General features: G+C 50.6%; 17 protein-coding genes. 16 read left to right on the plus strand and 1 reads right to left on the minus strand.

Translation table 11 applies throughout. The features are described 5' to 3' along the window. The first annotated feature begins 39 nt into the window (after positions 1–39). From AC50YG_RS26905 to AC50YG_RS26980, 16 genes are all read left to right on the plus strand, one after another. Positions 40–999 (plus strand): NHLP bacteriocin system secretion protein, encoded by a 960-nt coding sequence (locus AC50YG_RS26905; RefSeq protein ID WP_494831400.1) that lies wholly within the window; start codon positions 40–42, stop codon positions 997–999. Positions 1,000–1,194: 195 nt separating this feature from the next. Further along, positions 1,195–3,351 (plus strand): NHLP family bacteriocin export ABC transporter peptidase/permease/ATPase subunit, encoded by a 2,157-nt coding sequence (locus AC50YG_RS26910; protein ID WP_494831402.1) that lies wholly within the window; start codon positions 1,195–1,197, stop codon positions 3,349–3,351. 26 nt (positions 3,352–3,377) lie between these two features. Then, positions 3,378–6,296, plus strand: coding sequence for an NHLP bacteriocin export ABC transporter permease/ATPase subunit (locus AC50YG_RS26915; RefSeq protein WP_494831404.1), 2,919 nt, complete (start codon positions 3,378–3,380; stop codon positions 6,294–6,296). A gap of 100 nt (positions 6,297–6,396) precedes the next feature. After that, the gene (locus AC50YG_RS26920; protein ID WP_494831406.1) at positions 6,397–6,774 is read left to right on the plus strand and encodes a hypothetical protein; all 378 of its coding nucleotides are present in this window, start codon (positions 6,397–6,399) and stop codon (positions 6,772–6,774) included. A 110-nt stretch (positions 6,775–6,884) separates the two neighbouring features. After that, positions 6,885–7,268, plus strand: a complete 384-nt coding sequence (locus tag AC50YG_RS26925; RefSeq protein ID WP_494831408.1) for a hypothetical protein — start codon at positions 6,885–6,887, stop codon at positions 7,266–7,268. A 169-nt stretch (positions 7,269–7,437) separates the two neighbouring features. Then, a complete protein-coding gene (locus AC50YG_RS26930) occupies positions 7,438–8,721 on the plus strand; it encodes a dicarboxylate/amino acid:cation symporter (protein ID WP_494831410.1) in 1,284 nt (427 codons plus the stop codon). Continuing rightward, a complete protein-coding gene (locus AC50YG_RS26935; RefSeq protein WP_494831412.1) occupies positions 8,693–9,583 on the plus strand; it encodes a GNAT family N-acetyltransferase in 891 nt (296 codons plus the stop codon). The genes AC50YG_RS26930 and AC50YG_RS26935 overlap by 29 nt, the downstream gene beginning before the upstream one ends. 18 nt (positions 9,584–9,601) lie before the next feature. Continuing rightward, complete coding sequence (locus AC50YG_RS26940) at positions 9,602–11,983, plus strand: beta-ketoacyl synthase N-terminal-like domain-containing protein (protein ID WP_494831414.1); 2,382 nt, start codon at positions 9,602–9,604, stop codon at positions 11,981–11,983. 66 nt (positions 11,984–12,049) lie between these two features. Beyond that, positions 12,050–12,355, plus strand: a complete 306-nt coding sequence (locus AC50YG_RS26945; RefSeq protein WP_494831416.1) for a phosphopantetheine-binding protein — start codon at positions 12,050–12,052, stop codon at positions 12,353–12,355. After that, a complete protein-coding gene (locus tag AC50YG_RS26950; RefSeq protein ID WP_494831418.1) occupies positions 12,352–13,095 on the plus strand; it encodes an SDR family NAD(P)-dependent oxidoreductase in 744 nt (247 codons plus the stop codon). The genes AC50YG_RS26945 and AC50YG_RS26950 overlap by 4 nt, the downstream gene beginning before the upstream one ends. A gap of 29 nt (positions 13,096–13,124) precedes the next feature. After that, positions 13,125–13,856 (plus strand): SDR family NAD(P)-dependent oxidoreductase, encoded by a 732-nt coding sequence (locus AC50YG_RS26955; RefSeq protein WP_494831420.1) that lies wholly within the window; start codon positions 13,125–13,127, stop codon positions 13,854–13,856. A 57-nt stretch (positions 13,857–13,913) separates the two neighbouring features. Beyond that, positions 13,914–14,135, plus strand: coding sequence for a hypothetical protein (locus tag AC50YG_RS26960; RefSeq protein WP_341279226.1), 222 nt, complete (start codon positions 13,914–13,916; stop codon positions 14,133–14,135). Beyond that, on the plus strand, positions 14,132–15,094 hold the full coding sequence (locus tag AC50YG_RS26965) for an ABC transporter substrate-binding protein (protein ID WP_473761184.1): 963 nt from the start codon (positions 14,132–14,134) through the stop codon (positions 15,092–15,094). Before AC50YG_RS26960 ends, AC50YG_RS26965 begins: the two co-directional genes overlap by 4 nt. A gap of 141 nt (positions 15,095–15,235) precedes the next feature. Further along, positions 15,236–18,589: an ATP-binding protein gene (locus AC50YG_RS26970; protein WP_494831423.1), complete on the plus strand. Its 3,354-nt coding sequence runs from the start codon at positions 15,236–15,238 to the stop codon at positions 18,587–18,589. Between the two features lie 194 nt (positions 18,590–18,783). Further along, complete coding sequence (locus AC50YG_RS26975; protein WP_494831425.1) at positions 18,784–19,764, plus strand: cell wall hydrolase; 981 nt, start codon at positions 18,784–18,786, stop codon at positions 19,762–19,764. A 222-nt stretch (positions 19,765–19,986) separates the two neighbouring features. Further along, positions 19,987–20,364, plus strand: a complete 378-nt coding sequence (locus AC50YG_RS26980) for a VOC family protein (RefSeq protein ID WP_494831427.1) — start codon at positions 19,987–19,989, stop codon at positions 20,362–20,364. Between the two features lie 114 nt (positions 20,365–20,478). Here AC50YG_RS26980 and AC50YG_RS26985 read toward each other — a convergent pair whose 3' ends face one another. Continuing rightward, positions 20,479–21,516 carry an NAD(P)/FAD-dependent oxidoreductase gene (locus AC50YG_RS26985; RefSeq protein WP_494831429.1) on the minus strand — a complete coding sequence of 346 codons (1,038 nt, stop codon included), beginning with the start codon at positions 21,514–21,516 and terminating at the stop codon, positions 20,479–20,481. Positions 21,517–21,697 lie beyond the last annotated feature (181 nt).

The following is a 21,697-nucleotide window of genomic DNA, read 5'->3' on the forward strand; positions in this document are numbered from 1 at the left end:
GATGTGGCAACGTTAGGCTTCAACACTTGGGAGGTAGCGATGAATAATCATGTTTTTCGTAAAGTGGCGGTTGAGCGGCTGTCTTCTCCGGAGCAGCTCGACAATTTGGTTAGGGTAACCTCGCCTCGCGGCTGGCTTATGCTCACGGGTGTAGGCTTGCTCATTGTCGCCGCCTTGTATTGGGGGATCTTCGGCACGATGACCGTCAAAGCGGATGGACCGGGTGTACTCATTCGCCCAGGCGGACTGAAGACGGTTCATGCCTCCGCAGCAGGAGCGATATCCGATATTCGCGTTGTCGAAAATGATACGGTGACGCAGGGTGAGGTCATTGGCCGGATGGAGCAGCCGGAGCTGCTGGAGCAGATCAAGCAGACTAAGCTCGCCATAGTGAACCTTGAAGGAGCGGCGGCTGAAGACAGGGCGGGCCGCGTAGCGGAGCTTAAAAGCTTGAAGCAGCAGCTCGAGCAGCAGCAGCTCGGCTATGAATACAGCACAAGAGTGATAAGCCCGTACACGGGCAAAGTGAAAGAGGTTTTGGTGAAAACCGGCAATTACATTGGGGATGGCTCCGATATTATTCGGCTGGAAACGTATGGCGTGCAGACGGATGAATTGATTGCTGTGCTATATGTGCCGGTCAGTCAGGGCAGGCAGCTGCTTCCGGGCATGGAGGTACGCGTTTCGCCAGGCTCCATTAACCGCGAAGAGTTTGGCTCGCTGGTTGGTCAGGTCGTCTCGGTATCCGAGTTTCCAGTAACGGTACAGGGCATGATGTCTACGCTTGGCAATGAAGGTCTTGTACAGCAAATGGCATCGCAGGGCGTATCGCTGGAAATTCGCGTCAATCTCTCCCCTAACTCCGAGATGGCAAGCGGCTACAGCTGGACGACAGAGCAAGGTCCGCCCGTTCGGCTCAACAGCGGCATGATGGTCGATGGTTCCATCACGGTCAGCTCACAGCGCCCGATCGCGACCGTCATTCCATATTATAAATAAATAAAAGCGTGGTGAAAAAGGCGTAGCGGAATGAAAGGGTTGGGTTGGAGAAACGCAAGTGTTCGCTTTTAGCCTTGAATTTCCCCGGACACGGGTATATTCATAGAAATTCAAGGCTAATGGCGATCGGAAGCCCAATCTTTTCATGCAGCGCAGCCTTATTTTTCTCCAAGCCCAATAGAGGAGAGCGGATTCGTGGCCTCAAAAAGAGTAAAGACGCCAACCGTATTGCAAATGGAGGCCGTAGAATGCGGAGCGGCATCACTTGCTATCGTGCTCGGCTATTATAAAAGCTTCATTCCGCTTGAGGAGCTGCGGATTGCCTGCGGTGTCTCCCGGGATGGAAGCAAGGCCAGCAATGTGCTCAAGGCAGCACGCCAATACGGCATGGAAGCGAAAGGTTATCGCAAAAATCCGGAAGATCTAAAAAAGATGGAATGGCCGCTGATCATCCATTGGAATTTCAATCATTTCCTTGTGCTGGAGGGCATCCATAACGATCGTGTTTTTTTGAATGATCCGGTCACGGGTCCCCGTGAAATCACATTCGAGGAGTTTGATCAATCCTTTACCGGCGTTGCTATTGCGATTAAGCCATCCCCTACGTATGTCCGTCAAGGGAAAGCGCCAAGTGTGCTTAGCTCGCTGTCCAGTCGCATTAAAGGGTCGGAAAAAGCGCTCATCTTCGCCATTCTGGCTGGATTGTTTCTCGTGCTGCCGGGATTGGTTATTCCGGTGTTCAGTAAAGTGTTTATCGATCAGGTGCTGTTGGGCCACTTGGATAATTGGCTGTTTCCGCTGCTTATCGGAATGGGGCTGACCGCTTTGCTTCGGGCGTTTCTGACGTGGCTGCAGCGTTATTACTTGCTCAGGCTGGAAATGAAGCTTGCTCTAAGCTCATCCAGCCGTTTTTTCTGGCATGTGCTGCGGCTGCCCATAGAGTTTTTCTCCCAGCGGTTTAGCGGAGATATTGCCGCAAGGGTCGCCATTAATGACCGTGTCGCCCAACTGCTTTCCGGGCAGCTTGCTGTAGCGGCGCTCAACTGCGTCATGATCGTGTTTTATTTGCTGCTGATGCTGCAATACAGCTTAGCACTGACGGGCATCGCGGTTGGGGCCTCGCTGCTCAATCTTGTATTCATGCGGTTTATTACGCGCAAACGCAACGATCAAAATTTGCGCCTGCTGCAGGAGGCTGGCAAGATGCAAGGCGTGTCCATGAATGGGCTTCAAGTGATTGAGACGTTGAAATCGAACAGCTCCGAGGCGGATTTTTTCGTCAAATGGTCGGGCTATCAGGCGAAGCTGCTTAATTCCACTCAGCAATTCGGCGTATCGAACCAATTTCTAATGGCCGTTCCCGCTTTGCTGACGAGTCTGAGCGCTGTTGCGATTTTGTTTCTTGGCGGCTTTCAGGTTATGGATGGGGCGCTGACCATCGGCTCGCTAGTCGCCTTCCAAAGTCTTGCTGCAAGCTTCAGCCAGCCGGTCAACGAGATGGTTGCACTGGCCGGCTCTATTCAGGAAGCGGGGGGAAGCATGAAGCGGCTGGACGATGTGCTGCAATATCCGATTGATAGACAAATACAGCAAAACCCAGAGCAGACTTCCGAAACAGAGGGCACAGCGAAGCTCTCGGGGCAGATTGAAATTAGCAATTTGACGTATGGCTACAGCAAGCTGGAGGGCCCGCTGATTGACCGGTTTAATTTATCGATTCAGCCGGGTATGAAGGTCGCTCTCGTCGGAGGCTCCGGTAGTGGGAAATCGACGATTGCGAAGCTGATTGCCGGCATTTACGAGCCGTGGGACGGTGATATCCGCTTTGACGGCTTGAAGCGCGATGAAATTTCCCGCAATCGGATGGGCAATTCGCTTGCCGTTGTCGATCAGGATATTGTGCTGCTGGAAGGAACGATCAAAGAAAATATTACATTTTGGGATTCTACGATACCAGAGATCGATGTTGTCAGGGCTGCGAAGGATGCGGTGATCCATGATCATATTGCGGAACGCAGCGGCGGCTATGAGCATATGATTTCGGAAAATGGCGGCAATTTCAGCGGTGGCCAGCGCCAGCGTCTGGAAATTGCACGGGCGCTGGCTGGCAATCCATCGATCGTTATTTTAGATGAGGCGACAAGCGCGTTGGACCCGGCAACGGAGAAAAAGGTAGATGATAGTCTAAGACGTCGAGGCTTGACCTGTATTACGGTGGCCCACCGACTCAGCACCATTCGGGATGCGGATGAAATCGTTGTGCTGGAGCGTGGGAAAATCATTGAACGGGGCACGCATACTTCTCTCATGGAACGAAATGGCTATTATACCCGTCTCATTCAAAATCAGTAGACATGGTGCGAAAAGGAGGTGGAAAAGTGGCTGAAGCGGTACAATTCAACCTGCATTCATTTTTTGAAGGTTACGGAACTTGTCATGAGGTGGAAGGCAACAGGCCAATTCTAGTAACCAATCAAAATGATGTATGGTATGTCGATTCCGGTTATGTGGATGTTTTCGCCGTGACCCTTGAGCTTGACAATGGCGGGACAAAAAACAAGCGGCGCTATTTATTCAGTTTGGAGGAAGGGGCTCTCCTATTCGGCTTTGAGGATTATGTAGGAGTAGAGAGAGCAGGCTTGCTGCTGACGGCATCCGTGGGCACGAAGGTATCCCAATTGAACCGAGATGTATTTATTAGCCGCAGGGCGGAATACGGGCTGAGCGACGAGAAGCTTGCCCCTCTGATTGATCAATGGGTAGGCTGCTGGTCTGCGGCGCTGAGTGTGCGAAATGCCCCGCCGGAGTTTGAGCTGCTGGAGCAAAGCGAGCATCTTGAGCTGGCAGAAGGTCAAACCTGGAGGTCTCTGCAAACGGTCTGGGTGAAAATACGTGACGGCGTCGTCTACTGGGTATCCGAGCATCCGATTACAGCGGAGGAGCCCTATTACATACCGGTAACCTCCTCCAGTTGGCTGGAAACGAAGCAGGCTGCCGAGCTCGAATTGCGCAGCACGCTCCATTGGCTGCAAAATGATCAGCAACTGCAAGGTTTATATGCATTTCATCAATTAATCGCCAGCCGCTTGGCTGCCTTATTGACCAAGGAGCGGCTGCAGGAGCATGAACGCCTGCTCCGGCGGACGGAGCATGACGATTCGCTAATGGATCATGCGCTCAAGCGATTGCTTGCCGTTACAGGGCCGGAAGATCAACGAGCTGCTGCTTTTCATTCAACGGATCCGCTATTTATGGCCTGCCGCGTCGTCGGCGAATATGCCAGCATCGTCATTAAGCCTGTAGGCAGAAAGCTTAAAAAGCATTCGCAGCGTTCGCCTATTCAGGAAATTGCCGAAGCTTCTGGCGTCCGCTCCCGCAAGGTTGTACTCAAAGGGGAATGGTGGAAGGCGGACAATGGGCCGCTGGTCGCATTCATGGAGCTATCCCGCGAGCCTGTTGCCCTGATACCGGCTTCTGCGGGCTCCTACACATGGGAAAATCCGCTTAACGGCGAAAAAGGCATCGTAAATGCCGAAATGGCGGCGGGCATCGAGCCGATGGCTCATATGTTTTATCGGACCTTTCCGGCTCGAGCGCTTGGCGTAAAGGATATTTTGCAGTTTGGCACGCATCATTCGATTCGGCGGGATCTCATCATGGTTCTGCTCATGGGAGCGGTAGCGGGCTTGCTCGGCATTATGCTGCCGGTTGCTACCGGTATTTTGGTAGATACGATTATTCCTGAATCGTATCGTGGGCCGCTCGTCCAGATGGCGCTGATTCTCGTCTCCGCCGTCGTGTCGATTGCCTTGTTCCGCCTAGCGGGATCGCTCGCCTCCATGCGAATGGAGGGCCGGGTAGAAAGCTCCGTTCAGGCGGCGATTTGGGATCGGCTGCTGAATTTGCCGGTGTCCTTTTTCCGCAACTATACGGCGGGCGATTTGGCTTCCAGAGCGAGCAGCATTAATACGATTAGGCAGCTTTTATCAGGTGCGGTTCTAGGCTCGCTGCTGACGGGCGTATTTTCCATTTTTCAATATGCTTTGCTGTTCCGTTACAGTCCAAGTCTTGCTTTAGTGGCCGGAGGCCTTGTGCTCATTTCCATGTCATTTACAGTCGGCATTGGCCTGCTGCAAATTCGTTACCAGCGCAGGCTGCTGGATATTCAGGGACGCATTTCCGGTACGGTGCTCCAGCTGCTGAACGGCATTAGCAAATTTCGCATGGCGGCGGCGGAAAATCGCGCATTCTTCTTATGGGCAAGAGCGTTTGCCGAGCAGAAGAAATTGTCCTTCAAGGTCAGAATGCTGGATAACTACTCCAGCGTGTTTCAATCCTTTTTTCCCTTGGTCGCTTCCATGGTGCTGTTTTACTTGGTCGTTTCCAGCAATTCCGCGCTGTCAGCGGGACAATTTATCGCTTTCTTCTCCGCCTTCTCCAGCTTTCTAATGGCGATGCTGGCGATGGCTTCTGCGCTGCTGTCGGTCGTGCATATCGTGCCGCTTTATGAGCGGGCGAAACCGATTTTAAAGACGCTGCCTGAAATGCATGACCAGCTCGAGGATCCGGGTGAAGTGAGCGGGGCGATTGAAATTCGGCATATCCAGTTTCGCTACGCTGAGGATCAGCCGCTCGTGCTGAATGATCTGTCGATGAACATTAAAGCAGGGCAGTATGTCGCCTTCGTCGGCGCTTCTGGCTGCGGCAAGTCCACGCTTATGCGGCTATTGCTTGGTTTTGAGCAGCCTCAGAGCGGCTCGGTTTATTTTGATGGGCAGGATTTGCGCTCGCTTGATGTGGGGCTGCTGAGGAGCCAGTTTGGCGTCGTTTTGCAAAACAGCAAGCTGATGTCTGGCGATATTTTCACCAATATTATTGGCACCTCCGATTTGACGCTTCAGGATGCCTGGGAAGCAGCGGAGATGGCAGGCTTTGATGAGGATATCCGCAGCATGCCGATGGCGATGCATACGGTGATATCCGAAGGCGGCGGCACGCTTTCCGGCGGGCAGCGCCAGCGCCTAATGATTGCGAGAGCGATTGCCAAACGGCCGAAAATTCTCTTTTTTGACGAAGCTACAAGCGCTCTGGATAACCGGACGCAAAGCATCGTCAGCCAAAGCTTGACCAAATTGCAGGTGACGAGGATCGTCATTGCCCATCGTTTAAGTACGATTACGCAGGCTGATCACATTTATGTGTTTGATAAGGGGCGGATTATTCAATCCGGCACCTATGAGGAGCTGCTGCAGCAGCATGGTCTGTTCGCGGAGCTTGCCAGCCGCCAATTGGCGTAACAATTGAACTAAAATTGACTGAAAGTTGAAGGCAGCTTGAAGCTGGGCTTTTATTCTAAAAGGTGTAAGTAGAAACGGAGAATTGGGGAGGAATTGAAACATGAGTTGGACGCAGGAGCAGTTTAATGAAACGGTGCATGCCGTCATTGCAAAAGCGAATTCGGATGCGGAGTTTCGCGCACTTGCAATAAGCGATATTTATGCAGCCATCAAAGCAGCCACCGGGCATGAGGTACCGCAGCAATTTAAAATCAATATCGTTGACGCAACAGGCTACCACAGCACAATCGTATTGCCAGAAGTGCGTAGAGCGGCAGACGAACTGACAGAAACGGAGCTTGAAGCTGTTGCCGGCGGCAGCAAAACAGGGTTCCCAGAGGGTGTTACGCCATTCATTGAACCATCCTTTCATAACGATACAATGCCGGTTGGCCCAATCACTTCACTTCCTGTGAATGGCGGCATCATCTCAAAATAAGGGCTGCAACATTTGAACTAAAATTGAACGAGAGTTGAGAGCAGATTGAAGCTGGGCTGTTATTCTAATACCTGTAAGAAACAACACTACATTATTGGAGGAATTAAATCATGAGTTGGAATGAACAGCAAGTTACGGATACGGTAAACGCAGTAATCACGAAAGCGGCTTCGGATGCAGAATTCCGCGCGCTTGCAGTAAGCGACATCTACGCAGCGATTAAAGCAGCGACAGGTCATGAAGTACCGCAAGAATTTAAAATCAACATCGTTGATGCAACTGGCTACCACGCGACAATCGTATTGCCAGAAGTACGCGGTGCGGCTGATGAGCTGACAGAAACAGAACTGGAATCCGTTGCTGGCGGCAGCAAATCGGGAGCTAATGATTTCTTTAATGGCGTAGGCTCAATTGCCGAAAACGCAGCTAACACGGCTATCCGCGTTGGCGAAAATATCGGTAATGCAACAGCTGACCAAATCAGAAATTCCTAATTCCTTTCATACTTAAATAGAGCTTGCATTGGAGTGATATCCGCCGCTGAGGCACGATGTCGCTCCAAATTTATAGAGAAGCGATGAGAGGGACAGCTGCTTGCTAGCCATTGCCCGCGTTTTCCAGCGGAAGCTGCTTCGTCCCAATGCCTAACAAGAGGGTGCTTGTGTGTCGGTTGTGTCTGTTTTGTCATTCAAATGGGTCAAATCTTTCTGGATGATTATGCTGTGCATGTTGTCAGGTATTGCTACTGGCTTGTATGCGCCGGGAATCGCTCATTCGGTAGCGGATTTCGGCGATCTTTATTTATCCTTTTTGAAAATGTGTGTCATTCCGATTATGATGACCGCCATTATTTCCAGCATCGGCAGCTTATTCATTAATAGCGGCGCCATGAAAACAATTGGACGCATGTGCCTCGTCTATGCCGCTGCACTCATCATTTCCGGCATGTTCGGGCTGATTTTTGGAGAGGTGGGCCATCCGGGGGCAGGCTTGCCAGAACAATCGAAGCAGGTGCTGGGTGCGATTGTCAATGATTCCAGTTCCAATGGAGCGCCAGTGGAAGAGGAGAAATCGCAAGGCATTTTGTTGTTTTTGCTCGACATGATCCCGTCCAATATTTTTACAGCCCTAATGGAAAATAATACGCTGCAAATTTTATTTTTCTCCGTCATCGTCGGCGTAGCCGTCGGCATGATGCGAACGAGACAAGGGGAAGATGTGCTGCAGCTTGCAGACGTTTTGTTCCGTGCTTTTCAGAAGGCGATTTCCTGGTCGATGTACGCGCTGCCGTTTGCTTTATTCTGCATGATGGCCGGACAGTTTGCTACTTTGAACTTGGACATTTTGCCTGCCATGCTGAAGCTGATTATGATGTTTTATCTCGTTAGCATCGTACTAATTATCGTTTCCGTCGCCGTACTGTCCCTGCAATTGCGCCAGCCTGTCAGGGTGGTCATCGGCGCTTTAAAGGAGTCGCTCATTTTAGCATTTGGCACGAGAAACAGCATTGCTACCGTTCCATCCTGTATGCATGCTTTAAGCAAAGAGCTCCATTTGCAGTCGCACGCGATTCAACTGGTTGTACCGATTGGCATGATTATGTGCCGTTACAGCATGGTGCTTATCTATACGCTGGGCATTGCATTTACCGCTCAATTGTATGAATACGATTTTACGATCATGCAGTGGATGCTGGTGCTGTTGGGGGCTGTATTGACTTCTATCGCAGGTGCCGGTTCTCCGGGCGTCGTATCGATTGGCATGATTGCCATTATAGCAGGGATGCTGAAGCTTCCCGCCGAAGTAACGATCATTTTATTGTTGGCGATCAACCCGATTATCGATCCCATTATTACGGCGGCTAATGTATCCATTAACTGCGCTACGGCTTCACTTCTGTCAGCCAGAAAGGAAACACATGTACAAGATCAAGAGATTAGTGCCTGATGACAGATTGAAATACAAGCCGCTCATGTTTCAGTGGCTTTATTTGCAATTGGAGCAGAGTATCAGGAGCGGCCAAGGGCAAAGCCGCTTTATGCTGATTGGGGCGGAAGTGGGAGATGCTCCGGTAGGCTTGGCTGTGCTGGAGCTGCGGGAAGGGGCAGGTGCACAGTATGCGATGCTGCAATGCCTGTTCGTTGACAAACGTTGGCGCAGGAAGGGAATCGCCTCCTCCATCATGGAAGAAGTACGGAGCTTATGCCTCGAGAAGCAAGCCCAAAGCCTTGAGGTTTATTATTATTCCGGAAAGTCCTCTACGGAGACGATAGAAGCGTGGCTGCAAAAAGAAGGCTGGACACAGCCGTTATGCGATGCGGTTGTTTTCCATATCAATAGCGATATTGCCCGCGCAAGCTGGCTGCGGGAACGTCCTTTGCCAAGCGGCTTGGAGCTGTTTCTATGGGCGGAAAAGAAGGAACACGAGCTTAAACAAGCGATTGAAGCCGCCGCCGCTGTTTTTCCGGATTTTCTATCGCCGTTCAAAACCTTTGCGCCTCTGGAGCCGAGCAACAGTCTCGGACTAATGTCGGAGCAGGGGATTAAGGGCTGGTCGATGACGTATCGGTTGACCGAGGATACGATATTGTACGATGCGGTCTACATTGCTCCTGAATATCAGCAGGTAGGCTTAGCTTTCCAGATGCTGGCGAGGTCGATCCGGCTTCAATTGGAAGCGGGCATTCCTTACGGCATTTTTACGGTCAACCGGGGGACACCTGTCATGATGAAGCTCGCGCGGCAATGGCTTGGGCCTTATTCATGGAAGACGAGCGAGAAACGGATTTGTTATTTGCCATTGAAGTAAGGATTCGGGGGAAAAAGCATGAAGGACAATGAACAGGCTCATCGTATAGCCGTAACGGGCATAGGTGTATTGTGTGCGCTGGGCAATGAGCCACAGGCCGTTTTTGAGCGGATGTTTGCGTCAGAGACAGGGATTGGGAAAGTCACTCGCTTCAATACGGATGCGTTGTTAAGCTCGCTTGCCGGACAATTGGACGAATCGTGGCGGGAAGCGGCCTTCGCGGATACCGCAGAACAGTCGATGGACTGGTGTGCGCGATATGCGATTGCGGCTGCCAAGCAGGCACTCCATAGCAGCGGGCTTGCTATAGCGCAAGGAGATGCCGCTGCGCATCAGATCCCAGCTTCAAGAATTGGGCTGTCGCTTGGTACGTGCAACGGCGGCATATTATCGCTGGAGAAGCAGTGGGATTTGTCGGCGCTGGATGAGGAGAATACAGCGAACTATCCTTTTTATCAGCAAGGGGATGATACTGCACGGCAGCTCGGCGTGCAGGGACCGGTGGCGACGTTAAATACGGCATGTGCCGCTAGTGGCAATGCAATCGGCTATGCCAGCGACATGATTCGCTGGGGATATGCCGATGTCATGCTCGCAGGCGGCTCAGATCCGCTGTCGCATAGTGTATATGCCGGATTTAATGTACTCCGGGCGCTTAATCCGCTGCCATCCTCGCCGTTTGGCAGCCGCTTTGGACTGAATCTGGGCGAAGGCGCGGCATTCGTTGTGCTGGAGCGGCTGGATGCCGCCGCTGCGCGAGGGGCGACTATTTATGCGGAGCTGTGCGCATATGGGCTGAGTAATGATGCCCATCATATGACAGCGCCGCACCCGGAGGGCGCTGGGATGCAGCGGGCAGTAGATATGGCTCTGAGCCTGGCGCAGGTTGCCAAACAGGAAATTGGATACGTGAATGCGCATGGCACCGGAACACAGGCGAATGACCGCGCTGAAATTAGCGGTTTGAAACGCAGCTTTGGCGAGCAGCTGACCGTTCCGGTCAGCTCAAGCAAAGCGTATTTTGGGCACAGCCTAGGTACTGCTGCCGCACTAGAGCTTGTGACCTCGCTTTATGCGATCAAGCAAGGCTATGTGCCAGCAACGCTGCATTTTGACACAGCGCGCGAAGGCTGCGAAGAGGCAGATATCATTCAGCACAGCATGCGCCCCATGCGTCCAAAGTATATCGTCAGCAATAATGCTGCCTTTGGTGGACACAACGTTTCATTAGTGCTGCGTACTGACTTGAGCGAAGCCGCGGCGCCGCATACGGAAAGCCCGGCGCAGCTCGCCAAGCGGAAGGTTGTCATTACTGGTCTTGGTGCTGTTGGCGGCGGCCATATCCATCAGGGAAGCATCGTGAGTTGGCTTGCAGAGGACGCCTCCTCAGAAGCCTCGGGCGCTTCCTCCTTTTCCTTGAAGGAATATGACAAAAGCAAATATGAGCGCAGAATGAATCAGCTGTCGCAAAATACGATTGGCGCGGCACTTGCTGCACTGGAGGACGCACAAATAACCGAGGTGGAGAAGGAAGAGCTCGGCTTTATTTTTGGCACAGCCCGGGGCAGTACGGACAGTATTTCCCAATATTTGGAGTCGGTATTTGTGAAAGGGCCGGAATATGCGAGCAGCATCTATTTCCCCCATACCGTCATTAATTCAATTGCCGGGCAGACAGCGGAGAAGCTGAAGCTTCTGGGCTTCAACAGCTCCTTCAGCACGGGAGGCAATGAGGGCCTGACCGCTGCGCTGTATGCAGCAGGCAAAATCCGCGAGCGCACGTTATCCTCCTGCCTCATTGGAGCGGGAGATGAATGCTCAGTGCTATCGAGCGACATTGACCGTGCGAAAGGCTTGCAGGCGAGCCGCTTCCGCATGGTGGAGGGCAGTGTATGTATGGTGCTTTGTGATGCGGAGCAAGCCGTGCAAAGGCATTCCGGCATTTATGCCGAACTAAGCGGCTTTGGCACTGCTTTTGGAGCAGTGGCAGCTGGTCCCCAACTTGAAGCGACGCTTTGCAGGGCGGTAGCGGAAGCATTAAATGAAGCGGGAATTGCTATAGCGCAGCTGGACCTGATTTTGCTGAATACGGTCGGCAGGCCTGGCGAAACGGAGGGCGAGCGTCAAGCGCTATCCTCATTAAGTGCAGCTGATCAGTCGCCGCCAATCATTAGCTTCAATGAATACGCCGGCTTCGGCGAATCCTACAGCTCGATGCTGCATTTGGCGGCGGCCGCGGAGCTTGTGAGCCGTGCAGCTTCCGCAAGTGGAATAGCCAGCGGCGCATATGCCCGCCTTAATGTGCCGCAGCAAACGGCCCAGCTTCAGCATGTTTTAACGGTAAGCTCGACGGTCAACGGCAGTTACTGCGCGGCAGTTGTAAGCGCATGGAACGATTGACAGGCGCTTGCATCTAGCACTATTTTCAAAATTAAAAAAGGTTAATATCCAAGGAGGCGCATACGTATGAGCGTAGAGCAGATTTTAGACATGGACACCATTAAGCAGACGATTAAGCAAAAGCTGCTAATTGACAGGCTTAAGCTTGAGGATATTACGGCGGAGGAAATCACGGACGATATGATTTTATTCGGTGAAGGGCTGGGCCTGGATTCGGTAGAAGCGTTCGAGGTAATGGTGGGCATGGAGGAATTGTACGGGGTAATGGTGGAGCAAATTCCGGCAGATGAATTAAAAATTCATTTGAAAAATGTCCAGTCCATTGCTGAGTTGATTATGGCTAGCCAGCAGAAGGGAACGCAGGGCTCATGACCTTTCGTGATCACGTCATACTGATTACGGGCGTAACACGAGGCATTGGCCGGGCCATCGCTCTGCGATTCCTTGCAGAGGGAGCTGTCGTTGCCGGCATTTATGTGCGGGATGATGAAGCAGCGGAGCAGCTGCAAGGCGACGCTGAGAAAGCTGGCGGACGGATTAGCTTGTACAAAGGCTCTGTCAGCGATCAAGATTTTGTAGCCAATGTGATGAAGCAGGTATTCGAAACGTATGGACGTCTCGATGTGCTGGTCAACAATGCAGGACGCACGAATGATCAAATGGCGCTATTTATGGAAGAGCAGCAGTGGAATGAGGTGCTGGATACGAATTTTATCGGCACATGCTACTGTTCTCAGGAGGCGGTCAGCTATATGCTGCGCCTTGGGAAGGGCGCCATTATTAATATGGTGTCCGTCAGCGGCATCTACGGCCGGGAAGCCCAGACGAATTATGCGGCTTCCAAAGGCGCAATTATAGGCTTGACGAAACTGTATGCCCGGCTTTATGCCTCGAAAAATATTCAAGTGAGCGCCATTGCGCCCGGCATGATTGAAACCGAAATGGCTCAAGGCGTTCCCCCAGAGAAACTGGCGGATTTTTTAAAGCATACGGCAGCCGGCAGGCTCGGATCAGCCGAGGAGGTAGCGGATGCGGTTATGTATTTGGCGGGGCCTCTGGCTAGTTATCACACAGGCCAAACGTTGAAAATAGATGGCGGTTTTTTGCGTTAAGCTTGGTTGTAATAGAAGGGGGAACGAAGATGAAAAGCGCATTTTTGCATCATGCTGAAAGTGCCTCGGGCACAGCGATGGCGCTATATTTGCTGCAGCGGGGCATCCGGGTCACGGCGAGCTTCCAGCTAGCTGAGCAGGCGGAGCAGTTTAGGGTAGATGTGCCGCCGCAGTGGCAGGAACAAATTCAAACGATCGTTGCGCCAGACGTTCAAATGAAAGCAGTGGAGTCTGTGATAGCGGGCATTGCCGAGCAGATGCAAGGGCTTGACCTGTATATTCATGGCCATGATTGGGTGGACGAGCTGGAGGCGCTGCAGCATGATCCTGCCGAGTTCGCTTTGAAAAGCTACAGCCTTCTAAGCGAGCTGTTTGTATACAGCCGGGCGGCAGGGAGTGTGATGGCGCGTAAGCAGCGGGGGCAGATCATCGTGCCAATGCTGGCCGATTCGCTGCATTATGATGGCTTCCCTTCATCTCCAGTATATAACCAAGGAGCGCTGGCCTTTGTCAAAAGCTTCGCTAAGGAGCTATCCCCGTTCCGCGTCAGTGTAAATGCGCTGACTTTTGGGTATTTTCGATTGGAGAAAAAAGTGGCTGTTGGCCGAAATAACCGCAAGCCGTTTGATATTTATGCATTAAAACCGCCAGTGCCGGAATTGGAAGAGCTCGTCCACGGGCTCGGTCTGCTTCTTGATTATGGTCATGGCATGAGCGGTCAAAATACGACATGGGGTTACGGTATTCAGTCTGTTCTCTAGCAGGGGCATGAGGACGCGGCTTAAGGCTTAAGGTAACCTTTGAAAGAGGCGGGGCATATGGGATACCAGCAGGCTGATAACGATCAGAAAAAAGAAAATGGGCAAGCCGGTGAGCTCTTGGAAGAAGAGCTGGAAGAGGTTGTTGGAGGCTTGGCAACCGTCTCTATTCCGCGCTGCAAGCTATGCTATGTTCGTATCGCTGTGTATGACATGACCGTATGCGCAGTATGCTTTCGCAAAACTCAAGTTTCGCATGGAGGGGAGGATGGCCAGCAATGATCGGCAAATACGATCGCTTGGCCTTCTGCTTGCTTTTGGTGTTGGTAATAGGCATTTTTACGACATCATGTGCAAGCATGACACAACAGGCACATCAATTGGCACCAGAAAAGCAAGCTCATGCGGCAAGCCCAGCCGTCACTAGTCCAATTCCCGCAAGCTCTGCCGCTCCGGCTGATAAAGTGGAGCTACCCGTTTATACAGAGGAGCAATTAAAGACTTATCCGGAGGATATTCGGGACATTTTGAGCAGAGGCAAGCTGCGGGTAGCCCTCTATCAGGAGGATCGCTATCCGTTTTTCTATGCAGATGATCAGGGAGTGCTCCGCGGAAGCGATGTTGATCTTGCAAATGACATCGCTCTTAAGCTTGGCGTACAAGCCGAGTTTATCCGTACAGCAGCTTCCTTTAATGAAGTGATTAATCAAGTATCTACTGGAGAGGTGGATATCGGGGTTTCCAAGCTGAGCATGACCTTGGAACGGGCGAAGCGGGTTTTATTTTCCGATGCTTATTTGAATTTGAAACAAGCGCTATTGATTAACCGATTGCAGCTTGCAGCCATTGGCGAAAAAGGGGATGACGTTGATCCGCTAGCGCTCATCCAAGGGCGAGGAGAACGGATTGGCATTGTAGCGGGCACCTCCTATGCGGGCTTTGCGCGTGAGCTGTTCCCGAATCAAAATCAGGTGGGCTATCCAAACTCGGCTCAGCTTTTTGATGGCGTACGGCAGGGGGATGTGCTGGCCGCCGTGTATGATGCTTTTGAAATTTCGCGTTATTTGAAAAAATATCCTTCGTATTCGCTTCAGCTGCAATTCGTGCAATTGGACGATCACGATGATGATATCGCCATAGCCGTTGATCCGAAGCGCTATCATCTCCACCAGTGGATGAATACCTATCTCCATATGGAGAAGAAGGAAATTCAAAAAAGGCTTGAAAACTATGATATTTAAGAGTAAATGGCCGAAAGCCGTCCTCTGACGGCAAAGCTATCGTTTCGCTTAGAAATATAAGCTATGTTATGATGCAGAGGCGGGTGCTATTGCTCCGGCAATTTTATTGTGAAAAAAGGGGTAATCAGCGGTGAAGCTTCCATGAAGAAACGTGTGCCTTTCCTCTACTATTTCGTTCCGATAGCACTAGCTTCATTTATATTTATTATACTAATGACGTTTAATTCTGCACTAGATAAGGATAAACCTGAAGCGAGCAGGGGGAAGCTGTCCATTACAGCCCAGGATCAAATTGCTGGCACTGGCAGCTCGCTGGACGGCGAATGGGAATTTTACTGGAATCAGCTGCTGGAGCCTGATGATTTTACAGCGGGGAGCGCTGGCCAGGCTGGCTACATAAAAGTGCCAAGCTCATGGAGCCAGCATGAGGCTGATGGACAAAAGCATTCAAGCAAGGGCTATGCCACCTATCATCTTGTCGTACAATTGCCAGAGGCGGAAACCGAGCTGGGCCTTGTAGCAAAAGGGATAACAACGGCCCACCGCATGTGGATCAATGGGAAGCTCGTTTCTGAGAGCGGAGTTGTAGGCCGCAGCGAGACGGAGGCAGTGCCGTATATGGTGCCGTCCCTGATTCGCTTGGAAGCAGGTCAGACACAGGCAGACATTGTCATTCAAGTGTCCAACTACACCCAGCGAAAAGCAGGCTTGTTTGCTCCTTTAACTTTAGGGGAATACGACAGCCTGGATCAATATATGAAAAAGAAGCTCGTATTCGAGAGTATGTTGATTGGCTGCATGCTCATTATGGGGCTTTACCACATCGTTTTATTTATCCTCTTGCGTAAAAATTGGGAATCTTTATTTTTTGGCCTTATTTGTGTAGTGCTGGCTATGAAAAACAGCTCCCAATCCCAATACACGCTATCGGTCTTAATTCAAAGCCTAAATGATAATGTCTTAGTGAAAATCGAATATTTGGGCTTTCTCGGGAGCGCCCCGCTATTTGTGCTGTTTTTCTATTACAGCTTTCCGGGCCAAGTGACAAAACGGATGCGAAATATACTGTGGATTCCAGGCGGGCTGCTGACCTTGTTCATTGTTGTGACGCCGGTTCAAGTGTTTACGAAGCTGGCCATGGTGATGCAGGCCTATGCGATTGTGATTGGTTTTGTGCTCATTCAATATGTATTCAAGGCTGCCATTAGACGGCTGTCAGGCGCAAATTTAATGCTGATGGGCACCGTTGTCTTTTTCATAACGGTCGTCAATGATATTTTGATGAGCAATGACACGATTCGAACGGGCATCTATTTTCCATATGGGCTGCTGTTTTTAATTATTTGCTTATCCATTATTGTGTCGATCAAATTTTCCAATGCCATTAAAACGAATGAGCGCTTATCTGCGCGCCTGCTTGATTTGGATAAGGTAAAGGATGAGTTTTTGGCTAACACCTCTCACGAGCTGCGTACGCCGCTGAACGGCATTATTGGGCTGGCGCAGTCGCTGCTTCACAGCATGTATGATCGGATAGAAGACAGCCAGCGTGTGCATTTGAACATGATTGTATCGAGCGGTCAGCGTATGTCCTATTTAATTAATGATATATTGGACTATGCTCTATTAAAAAATAATGATATGCGCCTTCATCTAACGAAAATCGATTTGTACCAGCTGGCACAGGTGGTGCTTACGGTCGTCAAGCCGCTCGTAACCGGCAGAAATTTAGAGCTGCGCAATCAGATCCGCTCCGATTTCCCGCCTATTTTTGCCGATGAGAATCGGCTGCAGCAAATTTTGTTTAATTTAATAGGCAATGCGATCAAATATACGCCTTCCGGGCATGTGACGATAACCGCGCAGCATTTCCGCGACTATGTGGAAATACATGTGGAGGATACGGGAATTGGCATAGCTGAGGACAAGTTTGAAGTCATTTTCAACCCTTTTGAGAAGCTCGAATCGATTGATGATACGGGCACGGGGCTGGGCCTGAAAATTACGAAGCAGCTTGTCGAATTGCATGGTGGAGAAATTACGGTATGGTCGAAGGTCGGTCAAGGCTCATTGTTTAGCTTTACCATCCGTCATCTGGGGGTTAAGGGCCTGCCGGTATCGCTGCTTGAACAGCAACAGGAGCGGTTGAATGGGCATGAGCTCATCGCTGTTGAAAAAGAACAGACAGCAGTGGCCGCCCACGCAGGTACAGGGAATAGAGGCGGTTCAGAGCTGCCCATATCTTCACAGCGGCCTTACCGCGTGCTCATTGTGGACGATGAACCCGTGAATTTGCAGGTCGTTATTCAACAGCTGGCGCCGCTCAGCTGTGTATTCGAGTCTGCTACCAGTGGTGCTGAGGTGCTGGAGCGTATGGATGAGCTGCATGAAATGGATTTGGTTATTGCCGATTTGATGATGGTCGGCATGTCCGGCTATGAGCTATGCGGCCTGATTAGAGAAAAATACAACTTAATCGAGCTGCCCATATTGATTATGACGGCAAGCAGCAGGGATCATACGATTATGGCCTGCTTTAGCGCTGGAGCGAATGATTATATCTCGAAGCCGATTGGCCGCAATGAGCTCGTAAGCCGTGTCCGAACGCTGCTGTTGTTAAAAAGGTCCGTTCAGGAAGTAAGCCTCAATGCGCAGCAGCTTGCCGAGTTAAACGAGCAGCTTTCCGAGCTGAATACGAATCTGGAACATCGCATTCATGAGCGAACGGTGGAATTGGAGCGGAAAAACAAAGATTTAAGCCGGCTTGAGCTGTCCCGCAGGCGTCTGCTCAGCGATATTTCCCATGAGCTGCGTACGCCGATGACGGCGATTCAAGGCTATGTAGAAGCGATTGTATCCGGGCTTGTGGAGCAGGAAGCGGATAAAAAAAGGTACTTGCAAATGGTGCTCGTCAAAGCGCTTGGCCTAAACCGTTTGATCCATGATTTATTTGAGCTGTCGCGGCTAGAATCGGGCAAATCCGAAATGATCTTTCTCATGATGACGCTTCAGGAGCTGGTCGCCAAAATCGAGGATAAATTCATGCTCGATGTTGTGCGCGCCGGACTGCATTATGATTTTCAGCTGGCATTTGATTCAGCTAAGCTGTCCGAATACCATGTCGTTGTGGATATGGACCGAATTACGCAGGTGCTGACCAACCTCGTGTTTAATGCGATTCAGCACACGGGGGCCGAAGGGCAGATTCGCATTCATTGTGCAATCGAAGAATGGACAGGCGATGACGATTCCGTCGGTCAGCTCACCATACGTGTTCAGGATAATGGGGCAGGCATGCAGAAGGAGTCGCTGCCATTTGTATTTGACCGCTTCTTTAGAGAAAGGCATGATCGGCAGGCGGTTCAGGGGAGTGGAATCGGTCTTGCGATTGCCAAAGAAATCATCCATTATCATGAGGGAGAAATTCATGTGGAGAGCACGCTGGGAGTAGGAAGCACCTTCTATTTCACGCTTCCGCTGTACGTTTTAGAGTAGTGGGTGGAACAAGCTTCTTATTAATTCTGTGAAAATGTTAATCCTACAGACCTATTTAGCTGTGTTATAATTTTGCCCAGAGAAAGAATGCTGGGAGATTGCTCCAGCTAGGGCGTGTTTTATGGTGAGGCGCTGCAGCGGTTTGCTGTTATTGCTTCAAGTGAAATACGACCACAATATTCTGGGAGGTACGTATGATTAGAGAAAGCAGGCCGGTTAAACGGCTAATATTCGCTATGGTTTTGGGAATGCTTCTGCTATGCATCGGGCCCTTGGCAAGCGCTTCGGCTGCGGATGACGCGAAGATTAAACTCGACGGCAAGCAAGTAGTGCTGAATGATTCTACGTTTATACTGGATGGAAGATTGTATGTGCCTGTAGCTCGCATCGCTGAGCTGTTCAGTGCCAAGTCGAGCTGGGATAGTGACAATGAGGAAGTAACGATACATACGGCAGTGAATGATAAAATCGTCCTCGGAAACGGAGTGCCCGTTGTCTATTTCAACGATGAGCGGTATGTAATGGATGCGGCTCCCGTGTTCAAGGAAGGCAGACTGTATGCGTCCCTGCGCCAATTAGCAGAAATGCTGCATGCTGATCTGCAAGTAAATGCGGGATCAGGCGATATTGAGCTTGCTACAGTGAAGCCAGCAGTAATAACGGATAAATACGGTATTGACGAGATTAGCAAGGAAACGAGCAGCAGCAAGTCGGAGCTGCTTAAGCGCAACGGGCTGGATAGCAAGGCGAAGCTTAAAGCGGGTACGAAGCTTAAAGTGATCATTCCTTCGATCTTTGATCATGCTGCTGACCCGTTCACAGAAGCGGACTTGACGCTGCTTGCCAAGATTACAATGGTTGAGTCGGGTTATGAGTCATACCAAGGACAGCTTGCCTTGGCGAACGTCATATTGAACAGAGTGAAGGACTCCCGTTTTCCAAGCACGATTCGTGAAGTGATTTATTCGGGCAGACAGTTCCCGCCAGCTCACAATGGACTACTTGATAAAAGCAAGCCAAATGAAGGCTCCCTGCGCGCAGCTAAGGAAGCGCTGAATGGCAAAAACAACGTGCAAAATGCAATCTACTTCTTTAATCCCAATGTGTCTAAAGGCGCCTTCTGGGACAGCCTGGAAGTCATTACGACGATCGGCAATCATAGCTTCGCAAAATAGGAACCACACATATAGAGAAGTCCGTTATGGCGTAATCAGCCGTAACGGACTTTTTTTGAAATATAGGAAAGGATATGCGACCTAAGCTGATTGGAAGCATGATTATGCTAGTTTAGTTTACCGCATCAAAGTGGAAAAGGCTGGATTTTTATTGGAAATAGCGTTAAAATAGATTTATAAAATGAAACTATGTTTCACTATATGAAACAGGAGGCGAAATATATGGCTTATCATTTTTATGGCATTGACCATGTTCAGCTTGCAGCTCCGGAAGGCTGCGAAACAGAGGCAAGGAGTTTTTTTAACGGTATATTAGGTTGGACGGAAATTCCAAAGCCGGAGATGCTGAAAAAACGCGGCGGGGTCTGGTTTCAATGCGGCACCCATCAAGTGCACATTGGCGTGCAGCAGGATTTTGTCCCAGCAACGAAAGCCCATCCTGCCTTCCACGTACAGAGCCTAGAGGAATTGCACGATCATTTGCTTCAGCACCACATCCAAGTGATCGACGACGAGGCTAGGGCAGATGAAGGCGTCAAACGCTTCTACTTAAACGACCCTTTTGGAAATCGTCTTGAGTTTCTGGAGTGGCTTTCCTGATCATTTAATTAAGAAAAAGGCAGACGTTTATATGCAAAAGCCCCTATCCGGTCATAGAGCCGGATAGGGGCTTTTTAGCAAACGATAAGCATTCCGTTTATGCTATGGACAGCTTTACGATTTAAGTGATGCGATATGCAGCTGTTTATTACGTTCCTTGAAGCGTACATTATGGGAGGAAACGTAGGCGTAATGGTCCGCTTCCGGCTCCATGTATAGCTTGGCGCTGTTCAGGGCAAGCACGGCATCGGTAAACGTTCCGGCAATCAGTCTTACCTTGCTGTCGTAATGCACGCAGTCGCCAGCAGCGAAAATGCCCGGTACATTCGTCGCCAGACGGTTGCTGACGTTGATCGCCCACTCGCCCAGCTCAATACCCCATTCTGCAATCGGGCCGTAGTCGCTCGTATAGCCATGGTTGACGACTACCGCATCCACTTCGAGCACCTCCGTTTCGCCCGTCTCGGCGTTAGTAATCGTAACGCTGTGAATCGTCTCGCCTTGCCCGTTCAGCTGGCTGACGAAATAAGGCGTACGCACATCGGCGGTTGCCATCATATCCGCGACATGCTTCTCCATCGCTTTGAACTGATCGCGGCGGTGAATAACGATAACCTCTGCCCCGATGCCCGTAAGCTCATTCGCCCAATCGACTGCGGAATTGCCGCCACCGGAGATTAGCACTCTTTTGCCGCGGAACGATATCAGCTCTTGAATGGTGTAATGCAGATTCGTTACCTCGTAGCGGTCAGCGCCCTGAATATCAAGCTTCTGAATTTGCGTAATGCCTCGGCCTACGGTCACGATGACCGTACGCGATAGATGCTGCTCGCCAGTTGTCGAGGTAAGCAGGAAATTCCCGTCCGCTTGTTTTACCACTCCAACGATTTTTTGGTTGAACACGAGAGTGGGGTCAAATGTGCGCGCCTGCTGCTCCAGCCAGGCAATCAGCTTGTCACAGCGCATCGGTGGAATGCCGCCGACGTCCCAAATCATTTTCTCCGGGTACGTGTGCAGAAAGCCGCCAAGCTCATTTTGAGCTTCAATCAGCTTAGTTTTCAAATCGCGCATTCCGCTATAGAAAGCAGTGTACATGCCCGCAGGGCCTCCACCAATAATCGTTACATCAAATAATTCCAAGGATTCTGACATTTGAACAAGCCTCCAATTATAATGAAAATCATTATCAATTCACTATTTTCTATAGTAAAGGAGAATAAGGGAAGCGTCAACAACAGGTACGCTGGCAAAAGAAACTTTTTCCTATTGAAGTGCTTCGGTCAGAATCCGTTCAGAGCTATTTGATATGATGCATGTAGGATGCTGATATCAA

The sequence above is a fragment of the Paenibacillus sp. J31R34 genome (assembly GCF_059383715.1).